The organism is Bartonella sp. A05, assembly GCF_026930145.1.
GTDB lineage: Bacteria > Pseudomonadota > Alphaproteobacteria > Rhizobiales > Rhizobiaceae > Bartonella.
Genome location: NZ_JANHOJ010000001.1, coordinates 207,359 through 228,955, shown reverse-complemented (window position 1 = coordinate 228,955; position 21,597 = coordinate 207,359). Strand labels below are relative to the sequence as shown.

The window sequence follows — 21,597 nt, the reverse complement described above, 5'->3', positions numbered from 1 at the left end:
GTAAGGAAGATCGACTGGCTGATTGATTTCTTTACAAAATAACGGTGTTGTTTTTCTGAACGTGATTGACAGAAGAGACAGAACATTAATAACTACCGTAGACTTATTGGAAGAGCTAATAGCAGGGGGGACAATATGCTCACTATTGCAGGCGGAATCATATTAGCGGTTATAATACTTGCATGTGCACCTATTATACTGGGTATTGCAGTTATTGCTGCAGTTATTGCTAGTCTGGTATTTATAACATTTTTGCTTGGAGAAGGTATTGTTAAGTTTATTAATATTGTTAAGTTTATTAATTCTGAGGTTTTTATTATCACTTCCTATTATATTTTATTAATACTACTTATCCCATACTGTCTTAGAAAAATTGAACAAAAAATTAAAAAGAAAATCAATAACAATTCTGATGATAACAAATAATTCATTCTTCATTAGATACTTTAGATACTGAATATATCTGTAGATTCAGCTTATATCGAATGAGAGTTAAGGTTTCGTCATTATTTTAGAGTTTCTATTCTGAAACTATTTTCTGTCTGTGATTTTTTCTTTGCTTGGGTGGTAGATAAATAACAATAAGCGTTGCGGGTGGAACTCGGTAATTGACTGGTCACACAAAAAGACATCACCCTCACGCATAGAAAGATGATTTTATAGTTTTTCTTAAAGAGACTTTAGTGCAGGGTTACGATTTGTAACTCATGCTCATTAGCTCCTGCGAGAGCGGCAGAACGTTCATCAGACAAAAGTATCGGATAACCCGTTTCGCCAAAAATAGCCCATAATGTAATACCTGGTGTCATTGGCGGGAGATCTGGAAAACTTTTAGCTAGATCATCCGTACACACTTTTTTTAAATACGCAATTTGTCCTTCATCAGACAAGCTCATATCGTGTAATGACAAGGTTTGTTTATGTTCTCTCATCGTATATTTTACTCAATTCACTTAGTAGAGATTAACTGATCTGAGATTATTTTGCAACTTAGCATTTGCGCTATGCATATACTCTGTGTCAATAGGTATATTGGAATGCAGGTAAAGTGATGCTACAACGTAAGCTACACACATATGATTTTGTTATCATTTTTGTAACGACTTTGAATATGATATGCTGGATAAGCTTTGTTCTTTATTCCAATATGTTGACCGCTTTTTTCATTATTTTAAACTCTAAAATAATGGGTTTGGTGAAAGCTATCAATGTATCATTGTGATCGTTCTTTTCAAAGCAACTATTTGACAAAACTTTAAATTTGCATGTTCTCTTCCCGTATGGCAGGCTTAAACGATTTCAAGAGAGAAGCCAGAGAGTTTAATGACTGAAAGAAAAACAAAATTGCAAAAAGCGCGAACAATTGCCGGAACATTGTATACAAACGCTGAGATTGAAGAAATATTTCGCCGTTTTTCTGTACAACGTCCTTCCCCTAAAAGCGATCTTGTATATACAAATGTATTCACTCTTTTGGTTGCGGTTATTCTGTCTGCTCAAGCCACAGACTCTGGTGTTAACAAAGCAACGCAAGAATTGTTTCGTCTTGCTGACCGACCTGAAAAAATGGCTGCATTAGGAGAAGAGGGAATTGCGCATTATATTCGTACTATTGGTCTTTGGCGTGCAAAATCGCGCAATGTTTATGCACTTTGTTGTATTTTGATTGACCAATATGGCGGTCAAGTGCCGAGTAGTCGTGAAGCTCTTATGACGTTGCCTGGTGTAGGGCGCAAAACTGCCAATGTAATTTTAAATGTTGCTTTTGGCCAGCCCACTATGGCGGTGGATACACATATTTTTCGTTTTGGAAATCGCCTTGGTTTAGCTCCGGGAAAAACACCCGAGGAGGTTGAAGAAAAGTTGGTGGAGATTATTCCTGCGCATTATATGCATCATGCACATCATTGGCTCATTCTACATGGCCGTTACATTTGTAAAGCGCGTAAAGCAGAGTGCATGCAGTGCATTATTGCTGATCTTTGCAAGGCTGCAATTAAAACGAATGCAATTCCAGCGCCTTTAATTGAGGTAAAAGGTAATGGAGCACCGGTTTTTTTGTGATATGCCCCCTTGCTATTTTATGCACACTGGCTTATTAAGAATAAGGTTAACCGCCCGGCAGGGCATGCCGTGGCTGTTGAGTTGCTTATTCAAGCTTTGGTCCGCTTGATGAAATTTAATGTATGGAGTAGCAAAATGCCCAAAATGAAGACCAAATCATCCGCTAAAAAGCGGTTCAAAATCACTGCGACAGGCAAAGTTAAGGCAGCAGCTGCTGGTAAACGTCATGGCATGATTAAACGTTCTAATAAGTTTATTCGTGATGCACGTGGAACAATGGTTCTCTCTGAGCCAGATGCTAAAAAAGTCATTCAGTGTTATTTGCCGAATGGCCTTTAAGCCTTGCGCTTTTGATTTTTAGGAGATTGTCATATGGCACGTGTAAAAAGAGGTGTTACAGCTCACGCTAAGCACAAAAAAGTTCTTAAACAGGCTGAAGGTTTTTACGGTCGGCGTAAAAATACGATTCGTGCAGCCAAAGCAGCAGTTGATCGTTCGAAGCAATATGCTTATCGTGATCGTAAAAACCGCAAACGCACTTTCCGCGCTTTGTGGATCCAGCGGATTAATGCGGCTGTTCGTATGGAAGGCTTAACTTATGGGCGTTTTATTGACGGCTTATCAAAGGCTGGTATTGAAGTCGATCGTAAGGTTCTTTCTGATATAGCTATTCATGAGCCTACAGCGTTTTCTGCTTTGGTGGCTTCTGCAAAGAAAGCTCTAGAATATTTGAAAGATACAACGCCTAATGCTTTTGAAAGCGCTGTCAAGTAAGCCAGCCGCGTTCTCTTAAAGCATTGTTTATTCGGGATCCCGCGTTGGCTATTGCTGGCGCGGTTTTTTTATTTAAAAATAGGCAGAAATATAGAAATATGAACGATATTAAGCGTCTGGAACAAGAAATTTGTTTAGCTTTAGAAGCAGCACAGGATGAACAAGAACTTGAAACGGTGCGTGTTGCGGCATTGGGTAAAAAAGGCAGCATTTCTGAAAAATTAAAAGCGCTGGGAACTATGAGCGCTGATGAACGTCATCAAATTGGGCCAGTACTTAATGGATTAAAAAACCGCATTTTAGCATTATATGCGCAAAAGCGTGATTTTTTTAAACGTCAAGCACTGGCTTTGCAGCTTTCTAGTGAAACAGTTGATGTGACTTTGCCTGTTCGCTCTTCACCTATGGAAAGGGGGCGTATTCATCCTATTTCGCATGTGATCGATGAAATCATAGCCATTTATGCAGGTATGGGTTTTTCGATTGCAGAGGGGCCAGATATTGAAACGGATTATTATAATTTCACAGCGTTAAATTTTCCTCAAGGTCATCCTGCGCGCGAAATGCATGATACTTTCTTTTTTGACGTAGATGAAACAGGAAATCGGAAATTGTTGCGTACGCATACATCGCCTGTTCAAATTCGCACAATGGAAAAGCAGCAGGCACCGATACGCATTATTATTCCTGGAAAAACTTATCGTATGGATTCTGATGCGACACATTCTCCGATGTTTCATCAGGTGGAAGGATTGGTGATTGATAAAGTTTCGAACATTGCAAATATGATGTGGCTGCATGAAATGTTTTGTAAAGCCTTTTTCGAAGTATCTTCGGTGAAGATGCGTTTTCGTCCCTCTTTCTTTCCTTTTACTGAACCATCTATGGAGGTGGATATTCAATGTGACCGTTCTGGTTCGGAAGTGAAGTTTGGGGAAGGTCGTGATTGGCTAGAAATTTTAGGGTGTGGAATGGTGCATCCGCATGTCTTGAAAAATGTTGGTTTTGATCCTGATGAATATCAAGGATTTGCGTGGGGTATGGGTATTGATCGTATTGCAATGTTAAAATATGGCATGTCTGATTTGCGGGCTTTTTTTGATGCTGATTTGCGTTGGTTGGATCATTATGGCTTTCGTTGTCTTGATATACCCAGTCTTTTTGCTGGTTTACGCAATTTGTGATCTTGTAACGGTTTTCATGTGAGGTTTTAAAATGAAATTTACATTGTCCTGGTTGAAGGATCACCTAGATATAGATGCATCTTTGGATGAAATTTGCGATAAACTAACAGCTATTGGCCTTGAGGTTGATCATGTTGAGGATCGTTCTTCTTTAGCAGGTTTTGTGATTAGCAAGGTTTTAACGGCCACTAAGCACCCTGATGCTGATAAATTACAGGTTTTGTCAGTTGATAACGGCTCTGGTGCACCTGTACAAGTTGTCTGTGGAGCGCCAAATGCACGTGCTGGGCTTGTTGGCGTTCTTGCATTGCCAGGAACTTATGTGCCTGGGCTTGATGTGACATTATCTGTGGGAAAAATTCGAGGTGTCGAAAGTTTTGGTATGATGTGCTCACAATCAGAACTTGCGTTGTTGGATGAGCATGATGGGATTATTGAACTTCCAGAAGATGCACCTATTGGGGGCTCATTTGCGACTTATGCGGGTTTAGATGATCCAGTGATTGATGTTGGTTTAACGCCCAATCGTTCTGATTGCACAGGTGTTCGCGGAATTGCTCGTGACTTAGCTGCAACTGGAATTGGGCGATTAAAAAAATTGTCTTTGCCGCAATTGACCACTTCCTTTGAAACGCCGGTTCAAGTGTCTTTGGATTTTGTGCAGGATGCATCATTATGTTTAGGTTTTGCTTGGCGTGAAGTGCGCAATGTGCACAATGGGGCATCGCCGCAATGGATGCAACGGCGTTTGATCGCAATCGGTTTGAGGCCGATTAATGCATTGGTTGATATGACAAACTATATCAGTTTTGACCTTGGTCGTCCGCTTCATGTTTTTGATGCAGATAAGATTAAAGGACATTTAAGTATCCGTCGTGGTCGTGAAGGTGAACAAATTCAGGCGCTTAATGGAAAAACCTATCGTTTGGGAGATAAAGATTGTGTCATTGCCGATGAAGAGGGGGTTGTTTCCATTGCTGGTATCATGGGTGGTGAAAGAACGCGCTGTGATGAAACGACACGTCGCGTTGTTATTGAATCAGCGCTTTGGGATTCGCAGAGTATTGCGCAGACGGGTCGTGCATTAGGAATTATTAGCGATGCGCGTTATCGATTTGAGCGTGGCGTTGATCCGGCTTTTATGGAATCAGGGCTTGAGATTGCAACAGAGTTGGTCCTGCGTCTTTGTGGCGGTGAGGCGTCGGTAGCGCAGGTCATTGGTTATCAGAAGCCAGAAATCAAAGAGATTGTTTTTCCCTTTGCTGAAATAAAACGTTTAACGAATTTAGATATAGATCATGGACAAGCTATGACTATTTTAGCACAGCTTGGATTTAGCGTTGAAGGAGAAGGGGATGTGGTGACGGTTAAAGTACCGACATGGCGCCACGATCTTGCTGGTAAAGCTGATTTAGTAGAAGAAGTGATGCGAATTCATGGGCTGGATAAGATTGAGCCTATACCGTTGAAAGACTTTACAGAGGGAAAAGGTCCGATTTTAACTTTCTCGCAGATTTGTTCACGTGCTGCGCGTCAGGTTTTAGCTTATCGGGGTATGATGGAAGCTGTAACCTGGTCATTTATTTCTGAAAATCAGGCACTTACTTTTGGAGGTGATCAGGCGCAACTGAAATTGGTGAATCCTATTGCTACGGATATGTCGGTAATGCGTCCTTCTCTTTTACCTGGCTTGCTTATGGCTGCACAGCGAAATGTTGATCGTGGTTTTTCGGATATGGCTTTGTTTGAAGTTTCAAGCATCTATGAAGGTGATACACCCGATAAGCAACAGTCTGTTGCTTGTGGTATTCGTCGTGGTACAGAAAGATTTGAAGGAGCTGGACGTTTTTGGAATGGAAATGCAAAAGTCGTTGATGTTTTTGATGCCAAAGCAGATGCATTTGCAGTTTTGGAAGCATGTGGTATGGATATCAGCAAAGTGCAAATTGAGGCAGGTGCGCCCAATTGGTATCATCCGGGTTGTTCAGGGGTTATCAAGCTTGGGCCAAAGGTTATTTTGGGCTTTTTTGGTGTTTTTCATCCTGAGACATTGGGAAAATTAGATGTTAGTGGTCCTTTATGCGGTTTCGAAGTTTTTCTTGATCGGATTCCAGAGCCAAAGAAAAAGGCAACTAAGAATCGTCCTCCTTTAAATCTAGCACCTTTTCAAATGGTGCGACGTGATTTTGCATTTGTGGTTGATAAAGCTGTTGCATCCTCTCTCATTGTTCGCGCTGCGAAGGGGGCGGATAAAAAGCTTATTCATTCAGTGCAGGTTTTTGATCTTTTTGAAGATCCCATTCTTGGTGATGATAAGAAGTCGGTAGCAATTGAAGTTGCACTTCAGCCCATTGAAAGAACTTTGACAGATGAAGATCTTGAGGAACTTGCTTTGAAGGTTGTGGAGAGCGTCGCTAAAGCAACAGGTGGACATTTGCGTTGTTGATGATTGTAGCTCTTATCGAGCTGCACATCATTCTTTTAGGATGTTATGAATAGGATATGCATTTAAATATAAATGCAGTCAGTATGAGCGTTAAGATCTGAGTGGTTTTTTGAAATTAGCCACCTATCCATTTTTATCCAACAGAAAAACAGTTCAATCATAAGCATTTTTGAAAGTAGTAAAGATATAATTTTAAGTGGCGAAAGAAATTATCATTTTGAAATAATCTTTTATTGCCAAGGAGAAAATTAGCTGCTATTTATAGATGTTAATGCAAATCATTAGCAATAGAAAGAAAATCAATGCCATTAAAAGCGTTTTTTGCCACAGTTTTTTGTGGGATAGTTTTTTTTGCACCTGGCTCAGCTTTGAGTGCGAACAAATTTAAAGCTGTTACAACTTTTACAATCATTGCTGATATGGCGCGTAATGTGGCTGGTGATGCTGCTGAGGTTGAATCCATTACCAAACCTGGTGCTGAGATTCATGAATATCAGCCTACGCCGCGTGATCTTATGCGTGCGCAAGGAGCTAATCTTATTTTATGGAATGGGTTAGGGTTGGAGCTTTGGTTTGAGAAATTTTTCCAAAATATCAAAGATGTTCCAAGTGTTGTTGTTTCAGAAAGTGTTGTGCCGATCAACATTGGTGACGGACCTTACAGTGGTAAACCGAATCCCCATGCTTGGATGTCACCGACTGCGGCTTTGATTTATGTGGATAATATTCGCGATGCTTTTGTCAAATACGATCCTGAGAATGCTGCCACTTATAAAGAAAATGCTGAAAACTATAAGCAAAAAATTCGCTCAATCATTGATCCGATAAGAGCTGAATTTGAAGCATTGCCAGAAGATAAACGTTGGCTTGTGACAAGTGAGGGTGCATTTAGTTATTTGGCGCGTGATTTTAATTTAAAAGAACTCTATTTATGGCCAATTAACGCTGATCAGCAGGGAACACCGAAGCAGGTTAAGCATGTTGTTGATATGGTTCGGAAATATAATATTCAAGCGATCTTTTCTGAGAGTACCATTTCTCCTGCACCTGCTCAGCAGGTTGCAAGAGAAACAGGCGCTAAATATGGCGGTGTGCTTTATGTTGACTCCTTGAGTGAGCAAGATGGTGAGGTTCCGACCTATGTTGATTTGTTGCGTGTTACCAGCGCACGTATTGCCGCTGTCTTATCCGATGGGGCAAAGGGGCAATGACTAAATCTGGAATATCTGCTCAAGGGGTAACGGTGACTTATCGCAATGGGCATACCGCTTTGCGTGAAGTCAGTTTTCAGAGTCCGGTTGGTTCTATTACGGCATTGATTGGCGTTAATGGATCTGGAAAATCAACGTTATTTAAAGCCATTATGGGATTTGTACAGCCTTCAAAAGGAAAAATTAACATTTTTGATTTGCCGGTTGAAAAGGCTTTGAAACAAAACCTTGTCGCTTATGTACCACAGAGTGAGGACGTTGATTGGGATTTTCCTGTTCTTGTTGAAGATGTTGTATTGATGGGACGCTATGGCCATATGAATTTCTTCCGCTATGCACGGCCGCAAGATTATGAAGCTGTCCGTGTTGCGTTAGAACGTGTTGATATGTGGGAGTTTGCTAAGCGGCAAATTGGTGAACTTTCTGGCGGTCAGAAAAAGCGTGTCTTTCTGGCACGTGCGCTTGCACAACAAGCAAAAGCTATTTTATTAGACGAGCCGTTTACCGGTGTTGATGTTAAGACAGAAGATAAGATCATTGCTCTATTGCGAGAATTGCGAACAGAAGGTGCTGCGATATTGGTTTCTACCCACAATCTAGGCTCTGTTCGTGAATTTTGTGATCGCACGGTTTTAATAAAGGGAACCGTTTTGGCTTCTGGATTAACCAAAGCAGTCTTTACACAAAAAAATCTTGAACAAACTTTTGATGGTACTTTGCATCATCATATTTTTGATCTCCAAGGTGCAAAAACAAATGATGTTTTGACAGATGACGACAAGCCTGTATTGTGTGATGGCAATCAGAATTTGGAGCGCATTGTATGATTTTGTGGTTGCTTGAGCCATTTAGCTATCAATATATGGTTAATGCGATGTGGGTTTCGGGGTTGGTTGGGTGTGTTTGTGCCTTTCTTTCTGCTTTTTTAATGTTGAAAGGTTGGTCTCTGATTGGTGATGCTCTTTCTCATTCAATTGTGCCCGGAGTAGCTGGAGCTTATCTTTTAGGATTACCTTTTTCGTTTGGAGCTTTTTTCTCTGGTGGATTAGCTGCGGCAGCGATGTTATTTTTTAATCATCGAACAAAATTAAAGGAAGACACTATTATTGGTTTAATTTTTTCATCCTTTTTTGCTTTTGGATTGTTTTTAAAATCACTCAAACCAATGTCTGTCAATATTGATACGATTGTTCTTGGAAATGTTTTAGCAGTGAGTTCATTAGATATTATACAGCTGGCTTGTATAGGCTTTATTTCTTTATTTATATTGCTTTTAAAGTGGAAAGATTTACTGCTTGCTTTGTTTGATGAAAATCATGCGCGCGCCGTTGGGTTGAACGTAAAGCACTTAAAAATTCTCTTTTTTACATTGCTTGCGGCTTGCACTGTTGCTGCAATGCAGACGGTAGGAGCTTTTCTGGTTATTTGTCTTGTAGTGACACCTGGAGCAACTGCCTATCTTTTAAGTGATCGCTTTGCAAACCTTTTGGTGATTGCGGTTGTGATTGGAACAATTACAAGTGTATTGGGTGTTTATGTGAGTTATTTTTTAAATGCACAAACCGGTGGTGTTGTTGTGCTTTTTCAAGCTCTTTTGTTTATTTTGGCTTTTGTTTTTGCTCCTAAACACGGTTTTATTGCTGCACGTTTACGTGTAAGAGCAGCGAAAAAAGGTGCGATGATATCATGATTGATCAATTACTGCTTCCTTTCCAGTTTTCTTTTATGATTAAGGGTATCATTATTACCATTATTCTTGCTATTCCCATGGCTGTACTTTCCTGTTTTCTTATTTTGAAAGGATGGGCGCTTTTAGGAGATGCAATTTCCCATGCCGTTTTTCCAGGTGTAGTTATGGGTTATATGGTAACGCCGTGGGTGATGACATTTTTGGCTTCTTTACCGTTTGCTTATGTTCAGCATATGAATCCGAACAATGTCACAATGACTTTGATTGCTTGCGGTGCTTTTGTTGCTGGTATGATCTGTGCCATCATAACAGGCTTTTTGGGGAGCAATAGCCGTATTAAGCAGGATACAGTCATGGGAGTCGTTTTTTCGTCTATGTTTGGTTTGGGGCTTGTTTTGGCAACGGCGATTTATAGTGATGTGGATCTAAACCACATTCTATTTGGAAATCTTTTGGGCGTTAATTGGCTTGATATTACGCAGACAGCGGTAATTTCTACAATTGTTACTTTGATTCTGGGAGCAAAATGGCGCGATTTTATGTTGTACATTTTTGATTCAGTGCAGGGACGTGCGATTGGGTTACGGGTATCACTGCTTCATTATACCCTTTTAACAATGATTTCTCTTACGATTGTTGCAGCTTTAAAAGCTATTGGCATTATTTTAGTTATTTCTTTACTGATTGCACCAGGAGCAATTTCTTATCTCGTCACAAAGCGCTTTTCTTCTATGCTTTTGATTTCTATATGTGTTGCAGTTGTTTCTAGTTTTTTAGGTATTTATTTAAGCTTATTCATTGGTTCTGATTCTGCTTCCACGATTGTATTAATTTTAACGCTTATTTTTATCATCATTATTACGTCAATTTTCTTTCATCGGAGTGCGATTCAGAAAATTTGAGTGTAGTAATTTATGCATAGCAGTCATGCGTTTTTGTATATTGTTTCGATGGTTTTTTATTATTAAAGAATTGCGCGCTAGATTATTTTCCTCCCAACATCTAGCGGATGGATGCAGTATTTCCTCCTCCCAACGCTGCATTCGTAATTAAAAGGCTGCATTATTTATTATGCAGCCTTTTTATCTTTTTCTTCATTGAAAGACTTGTTTTGGTAGTTAAAAATTTTGAAATGATTATTATATCACGAAACTGCTTTATACTTTTGCAAGAGTCGTTACTGAAAATTGCTGATTGAGAGTATGCTTATGAATGAACGAGAGGATTGAGCAGTGATTGTGTGCAAAATACAGGGAGTTGATTTGTCTACGGGATTTTATATAAAAAAGCTTTATATATAATATTTGCAGAATAAGAGGAGTGTTGGCGCTAGAGGATGAAAAAAAGACTTAAGATGTCCCGCACTGTGCGTATTTGTTGTTTGATATTGGGTTGGGTAATGGTTGTGTTGGGTGTTATCGGTGCAGTCTTACCTATTATGCCGACAGTACCTTTTCTTCTGGTTGCTTCATGGTGTTTTGCTCGTTCATCACCGCGTTTTCACCAGTGGTTGTATCATCACCGTGTTTTTGGTCAGCACATTAAACAATGGGAAGAACATGGAGCTATTCCGCTTTTTGTTAAAATTTTTGCTACGGTTAGCATGGCTGTAGGCTTTTTATTGTTTTTGATAGTGGTGCATCCTGCTTTGTGGCTTGCCTTATTGGTTGCAACTGTTTTGTTGGCCATTGCTATTTATATGATTACACGCCCATCTTCACCTATGTCATCATCCTCATCAATACCAGAATAGAAAATTTATGAATCAAACGCATTTTATGTTATGGGAATTTGATAGAAGGTTGTGGGGCAAATAATAACTAGGATACTATCCATAATATTTAGCTCGTGCATTTTCGCAAAATGTTATGTTATAATAGTTATGTATTCATTGGCTAGGATGATATGCGGGTGAAAGCATTGGCACGGAGAGACTATATGTTCGTATATTATTAAGGATGCTAGAAATACTTTTACAGCATGATAGGATAGATCGCGCACAAAAAGACTATCTCACAGAATATCACATTCTTTTCGTGTACTAAGAGAAATCAATAGTCTTTGTATGTTGTATTGTTTGGAAATTAATTTATTTCACAGGAGTTTGTCTCTCATTTATACGAATTAGTTTATATTTCAGTCCTAAAGAGTATGTTTTAATTGCTAAAAAGATTGAGATAGCGTTGTATTTCTTGAGGATCACCCATAGTTTTTTCAGGATTATCTGAAAGTTTTACAGCTGGTCGATCATTTACTTGGGTGACTTTGCAGACAAGAGAAATAGCATCAAGGTTTGCGATTTTTTTGGGTGCACAACCCTCAAAGTCATTGGTGAGATTGGTTCCCCAGCCAAAACTCATACGCACTTTGTCATGGAAATGATGATAGGTTTTTTCAATTGTATCTACATCGAGCGCATCGGAAAAAATCAATAATTTTTCACGTGGTTTTTTTCCTTTTTCTTGCCACCATTTGATAATGCGTTCACCTCCTTCAATAGGTGGAGCGCTATCGGGTCTGAAACCTGTCCAGTCTGCCACCCATTCTGGCGCATTACGTAAAAATGCTTCTGTGCCGAAAGCATCTGGTAAAACAATCAAAAGGTTTCCACCGTAATATTGGTTCCAATCTCGTAGAACTTGGTAAGGTGCATTGCGTAAGTCATCATCATTTTCAGCAAGAGCTGCAATAACCATAGGGAGTTCATGTGCGTTTGTACCAATGGCCTCTAAATCTGTGTCCATGGCTAGAAGGATATTAGAAGTGCCCATAAGAGAATTTCCAAGGCCTTCTTTTAATGCTTCAACACACCAGCGTTGCCATAAAAAAGAATGGCGACGTCTGGTGCCAAAATCAGATATTTTAATATCAGGAAGTTTTTGAAGGCGTTCAATTTTGCTCCACATTTTTGCTTTTGCACGGGCATAAAGCACATCCAGTGCAAAACGACCAAGGTTTTTTAGAGCAGCGCGTGAGCGTAATTCATTGATAATAGCAAGGGCAGGAATTTCCCACATAGAGCTGTATGCCCATGGGCCATAAAAATGTAAAATATATTGGCCATCCTTCTGGGTTAGCTCATATTCGGGAAGTTGAAATTTCTCAAGCCAATTAAGAAAATCCGGTTTAAAAATTTTTTTGCGACCATAAAATGTATTGCCAGCAAGCCATATCATTTCTTTTTTTGTAAAGCGCAAACTGATGGCATGATCAAGTTGAGCACGCAGCTCACCTTCATTAATATCATTGGCAAGATGAACTGTTTTGGTACGGTTAATGAGCGAGAAAGTAGCATGAACATTTGGATAAAGCCTCCAAATCATCTGCACCATAAGAAGCTTATAAAAATCCGTATCGAGAAGCGAACGAATGATCGGATCAAGTTTCCATGTATGGTTATAAACACGTTTAGCAATATCTGTACGATTCATGATCTCTTCTCTTTCGGTTTAATGAGATCTAATATTGTTTTCATACTAAGGTGATATATTACGAACAATATAAAAATGTAACAAATATAACAGCTTAGAGCAATATAAAAAAGTTTTTTACTTGTTGTTATCTTTAGATTTTAGGGTGCGTACAATTTCATGGTGTCCTGTTTTCTTTAGTTGTATTCCGGTATCAATTTTTGCATATACCTTTCCATTAATACTAAGTATATTGTCTTCTGCCCATTTAACTTTAATGGTATAAACAGCATTATGGAACTTCATTTTTACTTCGTATTCAGGCCAGTCAGAGGGCAAGTGTGGGCGTAAAAATAACTGATCAGCTTGGCAGTGGATTCCAAGAATCGTCTGTATTGCGGCTCGGTAAAACCAGCCTGCTGAGCCTGTATACCATGTCCAACCGCCTTGTCCACGGTGTGGTTCAACGGCATAGATATCTGCGGCCATGACATAAGGCTCGACACGATAAATTTCGGGATTGTGAGCATGAGTAATAGGATTTATCATAGAGAACAAAGAGTAGGCTTTGTCTACTTCACCAATTTCAGCCAATGCTATAATGCTCCAAACAGCACCATGGGTATATTGGCCACCATTCTCACGAACTCCTGGTGGATAACCTTTAATATAACCCGGTTCAAGAGGACTTTTGTTAAAAGGTGGCCAGAAAAGGCGTAAAAGTCTGCCTTTTTCGTCACATAGAAGATCAAGCATCGATGTCATTGCTTGTTTTTGACGGTGAGGAGAGGCCATTTTAGAAATTACAGCCCAAGATTGAGCAATGGTATCAATTTGGCATTCAACATTTTTTTGGGAGCCAAGAGGAGTGGCGTCATCAAAATAACCACGTCGGTACCAAGCACCATCCCAACCGCTTTCTTCTAAAGCTTTGGTCAAACGTTCAAGGTATGTATGCCACGTTTCAGCGTGACTGTGGTCACCACGGTTTTGGGCTAGAGGAATGAATTCTTTTAGTGTCGTTCCAAGGAACCATCCCAACCAAACGCTTTCTCCTTTTCCTTCAATTCCCACTAAATTCATGCCATCATTCCAATCACCGCCTAAAATGAGTGGAAGATTGTGTGGGCCACAGCGTTTGATGGCAAGGTCTAAGGCTAAAGCACAATGTTCATAGAGGGTTGCAGTTTTTACAGATTGTGTAGGTTGAAAATAAGAATCATGTTGCCCTTTTTCTAGAGGAGCTCCTTCAATGAAGGAAATTAAGGTATCAAGAAATGTATATTCGCCAGTAGTGTTTACATAAAGAGCTGTTCCATACGCAAGCCAGACAATATCATCAGAAATAAGGGTTCGAACACCAGAATTAGTGTTCGGAAGCCACCAATGTTGTACATCTCCTTCAGGAAATTGATGCATTGCAGCATTTAATAATTGCTCACGTGCGAGTTGTGGCTTCAGCAGTAATAAAGACAAGCTATCTTGTAATTGATCACGAAAACCAAATGCACCACTGGCTTGATAAAAAGCTGTGCGAGCCAGTATGCGGCAGGCGTAGATTTGATAAGGGAGCCAGCGATTGACCATAATATCAAAAGAGGGATCAGGGGTTTTAACTTGTAGCGATGAAACAAGATCATCCCATTGTTGTTTTTGTTGCGCAAGAAGATCATTAAAGTCGTCTATTCGCGCTTGATCCAGCAGTTTTTCAGCTTCTTGCATATTTTCAGCACTGCCAAGGTAAAAGATGATTTCTTTTGTTTGGCCGGGGAGCAGATCAAGATCATAGGCTAATGCTGAACAAGGATCGCGACCTGCTTCAACGAGATTTGAAAGAGCTTCAGCTTGACGAATAGCACGTGGATGGTGAACAGTTCCTGTCGGACCAATAAACTCGGTGCGATCTGTGGTAACGCTGGTTGGCATTTCAGATGCTGATAAAAAAGTGACTTGTTCAGATCTCTCGGTGTGGTAGGGGTTTCGAATAAAATGTGCACCACGTTTAGGATCGTGATAAGGGACAATAAAGGGAGCATATTTTGTACGAATATTGCCTAAAACCCATTCAACGTAATTATAAAGGCGTAGGCTGCGTTGTGTTTTTCCCTCATTTTTGATGATGAGACGTGAAATGCGCACAGGCCTTTTATGGTCGAGGGTATGGGTAAAATGCAACGCGATATCCGAATGAGTGGATTGAAAGGTTGAGAATCCAAAGCCATGGCAGGCTTCGTAAACAACACTATCATCACATTCAACAGCGGAAACTGGAGAAAAACATTTCAAAGAATGGCGATCAACAATATACAGCGCTTCCCCAGGGCGGTTGGAAACGGGATCATTTGTCCAAGGGGTTAATTGATAATCTCTGCTATTGTTAGCCCAGGTGAAGATTGCACCTTCAGCCGATACATGAAAGCCAAAGCCGTTATTGGCAATGACATTAATCCATGGATGCGGTGTGGTTGTCTGTCCGTTAAGACGCACAACATAATGGTTTTCGTGATTAAAACCACCATAACCATTCCAATACTGCAAATCTTCGCCATTGACGAGGGGAAGTGGTGGCTTTTGTTGCTCAGTGCCAATGGAGGAAAAATGGCTTCGTTCAGTGGTGGTGGCTGTTTGCTTGCTTTTGTGATGCTGATTGCGGTGCGAGCAATAATTGGATTCTTTACTGTACTTGCGGGTTGTTAGATCGGAATCATTATTTTCAATATGTTTGAGCTGTTCAGACAGAGATCCATTCTGAGCATGAAGGACAATGCGGGCTGATGCAAGAAGTGTCTTAAAACTTTGCTCATTCATTTGATCACGCCGCAGGGTAAAAATATGTTGGCATCCATTTTTGTCCTTGGCATGATGACGGTAAGATTCGCACACCCATTCAACGGAGTGTTGCGTATCCTGTATATAGGAAAATGTCCGCTCATTAAGAATGACTAGATCAACAATGAGGCCCCGCATACGCCAATATTCATGTGCTTTAAGTAGTTCACGGAGCACAGTTATATCTGTTTCATTATCTATTCTAAGAAGGCAGATAGGATAGTCTCCTGAAAGAGACATTGGCCAGAGATCAGATTGCTTGCCAAGGGTTTTTGCCAAGATTTCAGGAGGAAGACGCCATGTTCTATCAGGATAGATAAGAGATGTTGCATATTTTTGATAAACAATAGCTTCTCTTGGCTGGATACCGCTTTGGTACATTGAAATTTGCGAACGTGTCCATGCCATCGACAATTCACGCTGGAATATATCGGGTTGTCGATAATACCTAATATGATTTTGCAGAGTTTCTTTTGAATTGTCCGCGAAAGTCCAAAAGATAAGTTCTACTTTTTCATGTGCTGGGACTTTTACGCGACAGCGGATTGATATAATCGGATCAAGGACGCATCCCTGACGACTTTTGAAATGAGTATTCTGATCAAATGCAGCAGCATGGTGGATTGATCGTCCACGGCCTATAAAAAGATAACGGTCTGTTTCAGCTTCTGTTTCTTGGATGATATTCGATGTATCGGTAATAAAATGGGCAATATGGATATCAGGATCGCTGGGAGCACGTTTGCGTCTTTTAGCAAAAATTGTTTGACCTAAATCAGCGATTTCTGTTTCTATAAACATACGTGAAAAAACAGGATGAGCGTAATCAGTTTCCATTGTTGCGAGCGCCAGTTCAGCATAAGAAGTAACTTCAATCAGGCGATCTTGACTGGTTGTATTTGTAAGTTGGAGACGTCTTCCTTCGCCGTTACCTTCAGATGCAACAAGACATTCGAGAGTTGACTTTATGCCATCAACTATTTTTGTATATTCCGCTTTTTCATCCGTAAAAATGCTGATCAATTCTTCTTCGGAAACACGTGTTGGTTCACCGGTGGCAGACCACCAATGTCCGCTTTGTATATCACGCAGGAAAAACAAAGTGCCTTGTTGATCTTCTGTAGCATCAGGGATAAAACGCGTGATAGCATAATCATGCCAACGGCTATAGCCGGAACCATTGGCTGTTAGCATGGCGGAATAAGCACCATTTGATAAGAGTAAAGTTTCACGGGGTTTGAGAAGCGGATTTGTGATAATGCGGATAGGAGCATCATCAAGTTTTCCAAAATGATTGCACAGAGGATTGGCAACTTTTGTATGAATGATGGGGATTTGGCTCGGAGCTCTTTCCTGTAATAATAACTGTGCTGCTTCAATGATGGGATCTTGGTGAAAACGATTACGCATCCGACCTTCAAAAATGACATTGTTGACAGCAAGAATGGACATACCATGATGGTGTGCATAATAATTACGCACAATAGCGTATTCTTCCCCTTCTTGCACACGTGAAGGGGTAAAATCAACGGAGTCATAGTAACCATATTCTCCTAAAGCGCCGAGCTCACGCAGGCGTTTTAAATTAGTTACGGCTTGGGTTGGCATATATTGTGCAGCTAAGAGGCTGGCATAAGGAGCAATAACAGCATTGCGTGATAATCCGCGTTGGAGTCCAAGACTTGGGGCACCAAAATTTGAATATTGGTAATTCATTAAGTGATCGCGGGCATTAAATGCAGCTTCTGAAATTCCCCAAGGTAATCCTTGTGTGTGAGCGTATTGTATTTGGTGACGAATAATTAATCGATTGGTTTGATCCAGTATGGATCCTAAGGGTTCGTGCATAACCAGCGAGGGCATTAGATATTCGAACATGGATCCCGACCATGAGAGGAGAGCACCTTTCCAACCAATTGGAGTGAGCAATCGGCCTAAATGAAACCAATGTTTTAATTTGATATCGCCTTTCGCAATGGCAAAAAGACTAGAGAGACGTGCTTCTGAAGCCAGAAGATCATAGCAGCTTTCATCTAATTTATTTTCTTGAACACGGTAGCCGATGGATAAGAGTTGTCGTTCAGGACATTCCAAAAAGTCAAATTTCATATCAAAGGCTATTTGCCGTGCTTTTTCAGCTAAAGCAGTTAATTTTTTGTACAGTTTTTTGGTATTGTCGCTACCAGTGGCATCATGATTATGGATTTTGCACGTTTCTAAAAGGCATGTGGCCCAAGACAGAGTACGAGCGGATTCGGCTGTTTGAATTTTTTGATTGAGTTCATCTGTTAGTTGTACAATATCATGGACTGTTGGCAAAAGATGCGTAGTCTGTAAAGTTATAGTTTCTGGTTTTTCTATGAGAGTACTGATGGTACGATGAAAATTGGCAATATGTTCTCTGATCCGTCGGCGTAAGGAGCACACAATATTTTGACTATCTGGAATTTCTTCTAAAGTTTCTTTAAGAATATCATTGACATCTAATAGGCCCGTTAGATTGCTTTGTAAAAAAAGACTCGGGGTTTCAGCCCATTCCCTTAAGGCAGAGGAGAGTGTTATCAAATGGCCGGCAAGATTCCCTGAATCAACAGTTGAAACATAGGTAGGTAATAAAGGTCTAAGTGTATCCGTTTCATACCAATTATAGAGGTGACCACGGAATTTTTCCATTTTTTCAAGAGTGCTTAACGTGTGCTCGATGCGTATAATCGTCTCTTCAAAGCTGATCCAGCCAAAATCACGTGAGGCAATAGTGGAAAGAAGATAAACGCCAATATTAGTTGGTGATGTGCGTTGGGCAACAAGGGGTTCAGGATCTTCTTGAAAATTATCGGGTGGCAAATAATTGCTTTGTGCATTAACAAAAGTTACATAATAAAGCCATGTCCGTCGTGCAATACGCTGTAGCGCTCTTTTATCTTCTTGAGATATATCAAGAGTATCTTGAAATGTGGTTGGTTGGCTGACAAGCCATGCAATCAGCGGTGAAAAGAACCACATTATCCCAAAAGGTAAAGCGATAAAGCTTGTTAGATTATAAAAGGATACAGGGATTGCTACAGCGATAATGCCTATAAGCGATGCTGGCCACATTGTGAAAACATAGAAGCCTAAACTATTAGGGATTGATTTTGTTGCGGCTGATGTTTTCCATTCAAGAAGATGTTGTTTCGAAATAATCATACGATAAAGCGTGCGGACAATTGCATCAGTCATAAAATAAGCTGAATGGGCAATAAACGTAATTCTAAGAAAGATATTCGCTATCGTGGATGCAATAGTGTTTAAAATCGATTGCAAATGACCGCGCAAAGAATAATGGATACGGATTGGAATGAGTGTCTGAAGTACACCTAGAATTGGGGAAATAAATAGGCTAAGAAACAAAAATGTTTGCCAGATGATTGCTGTTTTAAATGGCAAAACAGACCACCCCGTGATTGTTGCGATCAACCACATAAGTGGTGTGAGGGAACGACGCAGATTATCTTGCATTTTCCAACGTGCCGTGAGGTTAATTTGACGTCGGTTAATGAGATAGGGCAATAATTGCCAATCACCGCGAACCCAACGATGATGACGAGCAACATCAACATTATAGGCTGTTGGATAGTCTTCAATTACTTCGCTGTCACTTACCAGTGCGGCACGCGCATAACTTCCTTCCAAAAGATCATGACTGAGAACAGTATTTTCTTTGATTTTTCCTTCAAGAGCTTGTTCAAATATATCAATATTATAAAGGCCTTTGCCGGTAAAAGTTCCTTCTCCTAAAAGATCTTGATAGGTATCAGATACGGCAAAGACATAAGGATCGATGCCGCGATTGGTAGAAAAAACCCGTTGCAGAATTGATGTGTTTTCTCCTGCTGAGAGAGAAGGCGTAATACGAGGTTGTAAAATACTGTAGCCTTTAACAATCTTTCCATTTTTGGGATCAAAAATGGGATGATTGAGCGGATGGTTGAGCTTCCCGACGAGTTTAGGGACACTTTCAGGCGTTAGACGTGTATCTGAATCAAGTGTCATAACAAAACGGCAATCCATGGGAAGACGTGGATCTGGAGTATAGAAGCTTGTATTTTGATTGCCTCGTAATAAGAGGTTGAGTTCATGAAGTTTACCGCGTTTACGTTCCCATCCCATCCAGCATTTTTCACCGGCATTATAAAGACGCCGGCGGTGTAGAAGAAAAAATAAAGGAATATCATCCCTATGATAGCGGTGGTTAAGTTCAGCAATACCCTTTTGTGCGTACTGTAGAAGATCAAGATCGTCCTGTGTTGCTTCTAACGATGCATCTGCCCAGTCTGTGATAAGCGCAAAATGAATAGCGCCTTGAGGATTAGAAAGATAGTGCACTTCAAGATTGCGTATTTGCTCATCAATATAATCATGTGATGTGATTAAAGTGGGGACAACAACCATTGTACGGGCGTGTTTAGGAATACCCTCTTTATAGTCATAACCAATGAGCTGATGGGGTGGTACAAACCATGAAATGACAGTGTTAAAGAAAGAAAAGGCAGCATCCATTGCAGGAAAGAGTGCCAATACGGTAAAGATAAAAGTCATCAATGGTGTTAGACCAGATGTTCGTAGTAGCGTGTAAACTGCGAGCAAAAAAGCGAGCGTTAAAAGAGAGACAGGGATTGCAATGATTCCTATCTTTAAGCGACGATAGGCACGTATCCATCGCATGAAAAGGGATGGATTGTATTGACAGGCTTTTTCAAAAGCATAACGCCCATCATCAACAAGATACCATCCAATAGAAGAATTGTTGTAATGGGGAGTCTCTTCAGAGAAGGATTGCGTTATTTCTATAGCTTTATGTGTAACTTCCAGTTCACTAAGAGGTGAATGGCGTGCAATTTTTTCGATCACTTGCCGATAAGCATTGCGTGAATGAGAATCAATTTCGGCAAAATCACTGTTATTACGCAAGACAAAATCTACGCAGCTGACAGTTTCAAACCATACAGTCCAATCAATATCATTAATGGTTTTGAGAGAGCGAATAATATGTCCCATGGTCATTCCGTCTTTTACTTGACAGGTATGTTCATGAGCTGTTGCCATTTCTGGACTGCTGCCATGGTGATGCAACTGCTTTTCAAGCCAAGTCAATGCCACCGTTGAATCAACGGATGTGCCTCGCAAACGATAAAACAAACGAGATGAAAAAATTGGATCGGCAGTTAACTTTTCATAAAAAGTGAAAAGATTGGATAATTGGGATTCGTCTTCCGCAAGAGTAATTTTATCTGCTGCTTGATTGGCAAAAAGGGACATATGTCGCGCTTGCTCAATACGCAATGAAAGGCGACGGACATTTTCAATTAAAATCATGCGAATAACAAAAGGCAGTGCCCATAATTCGCCAATGTTGAGGGTACAAATTTCTTGAAAGCCATTGATGATAGCTGTGAGTGTTTCTTGTGAAAATCTGCTATCTGTATGGGCGATATACAGCCAAGCTAAAACGAAAATACGTGGAATTTCTGCCTTTTTTTCATAAGGGGGGAGCTGTTTAATGAAAGATTTTGAGAAGTTACAGCGTAGCTGTTGTATAGTTTGGTCAATGGTATAATGATTATCGATAAGCCATTGGGCAGATGGTGCAATAGTTTCGTTGTTACGTGCTGCAACGTCATTGGTGCGAAAAGCATGGAGAATAATTTTAGCGTTTTCTATTAATCGTCCATGGAAATTGCTTTCTTCTTCATATGCAGGAAGTACTATTTCTTTGCCATAGGCTATATCATGGCCTAATTTATAAAGCTCTTCTTGCGTTTTATCTGTTGAACGAATGGGATAAACGGTTTTGGTGAAGGAGCAGGTTTTTATTTTCTGAGAAAAAAAATGTCTCACGTAAGATATTGTGGATGCCATCATATTCTATTGTTATGCAATTATGCAGCATTTTTATTGATTCAAAAACAGACTGTTGGCATTTTATCCTAATAATGAGCGGTTCATAGAA

The 21,597-nt window shown here is 40.1% G+C and carries 14 protein-coding genes; 11 read left to right on the top strand and 3 right to left on the bottom strand.

Annotated elements, in window-relative coordinates; translation table 11 throughout:
- Positions 1-135: 135 nt before the first annotated feature.
- Positions 136-426: a hypothetical protein gene (locus tag NPX98_RS00905; RefSeq protein WP_269022085.1), complete on the top strand. Its 291-nt coding sequence runs from the start codon at positions 136-138 to the stop codon at positions 424-426.
- 254 nt (positions 427-680) lie between these two features.
- Here the strand turns inward: NPX98_RS00905 and NPX98_RS00900 are convergent, their stop codons facing one another.
- Positions 681-932 carry a DUF1150 domain-containing protein gene (locus tag NPX98_RS00900; protein WP_269022084.1) on the bottom strand — a complete coding sequence of 84 codons (252 nt, stop codon included), beginning with the start codon at positions 930-932 and terminating at the stop codon, positions 681-683.
- A 391-nt stretch (positions 933-1,323) separates the two neighbouring features.
- Between NPX98_RS00900 and nth the strand changes: the two genes are divergently transcribed.
- The 10 genes from nth (at position 1,324) to NPX98_RS00850 (ending at position 11,122) form a co-directional block, all read left to right on the top strand.
- A complete protein-coding gene (nth, locus tag NPX98_RS00895; RefSeq protein WP_269022083.1) occupies positions 1,324-2,064 on the top strand; it encodes an endonuclease III in 741 nt (246 codons plus the stop codon).
- A 135-nt stretch (positions 2,065-2,199) separates the two neighbouring features.
- Complete coding sequence (gene rpmI / locus NPX98_RS00890) at positions 2,200-2,403, top strand: 50S ribosomal protein L35 (protein WP_269022081.1); 204 nt, start codon at positions 2,200-2,202, stop codon at positions 2,401-2,403.
- A 33-nt stretch (positions 2,404-2,436) separates the two neighbouring features.
- Entirely contained in the window at positions 2,437-2,838 is a 402-nt protein-coding gene (gene rplT, locus NPX98_RS00885) for a 50S ribosomal protein L20 (protein WP_269022080.1), read from the top strand.
- Positions 2,839-2,936: 98 nt separating this feature from the next.
- A complete protein-coding gene (pheS, locus tag NPX98_RS00880) occupies positions 2,937-4,022 on the top strand; it encodes a phenylalanine--tRNA ligase subunit alpha (protein ID WP_269022078.1) in 1,086 nt (361 codons plus the stop codon).
- 31 nt (positions 4,023-4,053) lie between these two features.
- The gene (gene pheT / locus NPX98_RS00875; RefSeq protein WP_269022077.1) at positions 4,054-6,468 is read left to right on the top strand and encodes a phenylalanine--tRNA ligase subunit beta; all 2,415 of its coding nucleotides are present in this window, start codon (positions 4,054-4,056) and stop codon (positions 6,466-6,468) included.
- Positions 6,469-6,770: 302 nt separating this feature from the next.
- Positions 6,771-7,679, top strand: coding sequence for a metal ABC transporter substrate-binding protein (locus tag NPX98_RS00870; RefSeq protein WP_269022076.1), 909 nt, complete (start codon positions 6,771-6,773; stop codon positions 7,677-7,679).
- Positions 7,676-8,506, top strand: a complete 831-nt coding sequence (locus NPX98_RS00865) for a manganese/iron ABC transporter ATP-binding protein (RefSeq protein ID WP_269022075.1) — start codon at positions 7,676-7,678, stop codon at positions 8,504-8,506. The genes NPX98_RS00870 and NPX98_RS00865 overlap by 4 nt, the downstream gene beginning before the upstream one ends.
- Positions 8,503-9,369 carry a metal ABC transporter permease gene (locus NPX98_RS00860; RefSeq protein WP_269022074.1) on the top strand — a complete coding sequence of 289 codons (867 nt, stop codon included), beginning with the start codon at positions 8,503-8,505 and terminating at the stop codon, positions 9,367-9,369. Before NPX98_RS00865 ends, NPX98_RS00860 begins: the two co-directional genes overlap by 4 nt.
- A complete protein-coding gene (locus tag NPX98_RS00855) occupies positions 9,366-10,271 on the top strand; it encodes a metal ABC transporter permease (protein ID WP_269022073.1) in 906 nt (301 codons plus the stop codon). The genes NPX98_RS00860 and NPX98_RS00855 overlap by 4 nt, the downstream gene beginning before the upstream one ends.
- 434 nt (positions 10,272-10,705) lie before the next feature.
- Positions 10,706-11,122: a YbaN family protein gene (locus NPX98_RS00850; RefSeq protein ID WP_269022071.1), complete on the top strand. Its 417-nt coding sequence runs from the start codon at positions 10,706-10,708 to the stop codon at positions 11,120-11,122.
- A 403-nt stretch (positions 11,123-11,525) separates the two neighbouring features.
- Here NPX98_RS00850 and pncB read toward each other — a convergent pair whose 3' ends face one another.
- On the bottom strand, positions 11,526-12,800 hold the full coding sequence (gene pncB, locus NPX98_RS00845) for a nicotinate phosphoribosyltransferase (protein WP_269022070.1): 1,275 nt from the start codon (positions 12,798-12,800) through the stop codon (positions 11,526-11,528).
- Positions 12,801-12,917: 117 nt separating this feature from the next.
- Complete coding sequence (locus NPX98_RS00840; RefSeq protein ID WP_269022068.1) at positions 12,918-21,506, bottom strand: GH36-type glycosyl hydrolase domain-containing protein; 8,589 nt, start codon at positions 21,504-21,506, stop codon at positions 12,918-12,920.
- Positions 21,507-21,597: the final 91 nt, after the last annotated feature.

Excerpts from the sequence above, each read along its gene's own strand:
- NPX98_RS00905 (WP_269022085.1), top strand. The coding sequence starts at position 136 with ATGCTCACTATTGCAGGCGGAATCATATTAGCGGTTATAATACTTGCA.
- NPX98_RS00900 (WP_269022084.1), bottom strand. The coding sequence starts at position 932 with ATGAGAGAACATAAACAAACCTTGTCATTACACGATATGAGCTTGTCT.
- nth (WP_269022083.1), top strand. The coding sequence starts at position 1,324 with ATGACTGAAAGAAAAACAAAATTGCAAAAAGCGCGAACAATTGCCGGA.
- rpmI (WP_269022081.1), top strand. The coding sequence starts at position 2,200 with ATGCCCAAAATGAAGACCAAATCATCCGCTAAAAAGCGGTTCAAAATC.
- rplT (WP_269022080.1), top strand. The coding sequence starts at position 2,437 with ATGGCACGTGTAAAAAGAGGTGTTACAGCTCACGCTAAGCACAAAAAA.
- pheS (WP_269022078.1), top strand. The coding sequence starts at position 2,937 with ATGAACGATATTAAGCGTCTGGAACAAGAAATTTGTTTAGCTTTAGAA.
- pheT (WP_269022077.1), top strand. The coding sequence starts at position 4,054 with ATGAAATTTACATTGTCCTGGTTGAAGGATCACCTAGATATAGATGCA.
- NPX98_RS00870 (WP_269022076.1), top strand. The coding sequence starts at position 6,771 with ATGCCATTAAAAGCGTTTTTTGCCACAGTTTTTTGTGGGATAGTTTTT.
- NPX98_RS00865 (WP_269022075.1), top strand. The coding sequence starts at position 7,676 with ATGACTAAATCTGGAATATCTGCTCAAGGGGTAACGGTGACTTATCGC.
- NPX98_RS00860 (WP_269022074.1), top strand. The coding sequence starts at position 8,503 with ATGATTTTGTGGTTGCTTGAGCCATTTAGCTATCAATATATGGTTAAT.
- NPX98_RS00855 (WP_269022073.1), top strand. The coding sequence starts at position 9,366 with ATGATTGATCAATTACTGCTTCCTTTCCAGTTTTCTTTTATGATTAAG.
- NPX98_RS00850 (WP_269022071.1), top strand. The coding sequence starts at position 10,706 with ATGAAAAAAAGACTTAAGATGTCCCGCACTGTGCGTATTTGTTGTTTG.
- pncB (WP_269022070.1), bottom strand. The coding sequence starts at position 12,800 with ATGAATCGTACAGATATTGCTAAACGTGTTTATAACCATACATGGAAA.
- NPX98_RS00840 (WP_269022068.1), bottom strand. The coding sequence starts at position 21,506 with ATGGCATCCACAATATCTTACGTGAGACATTTTTTTTCTCAGAAAATA.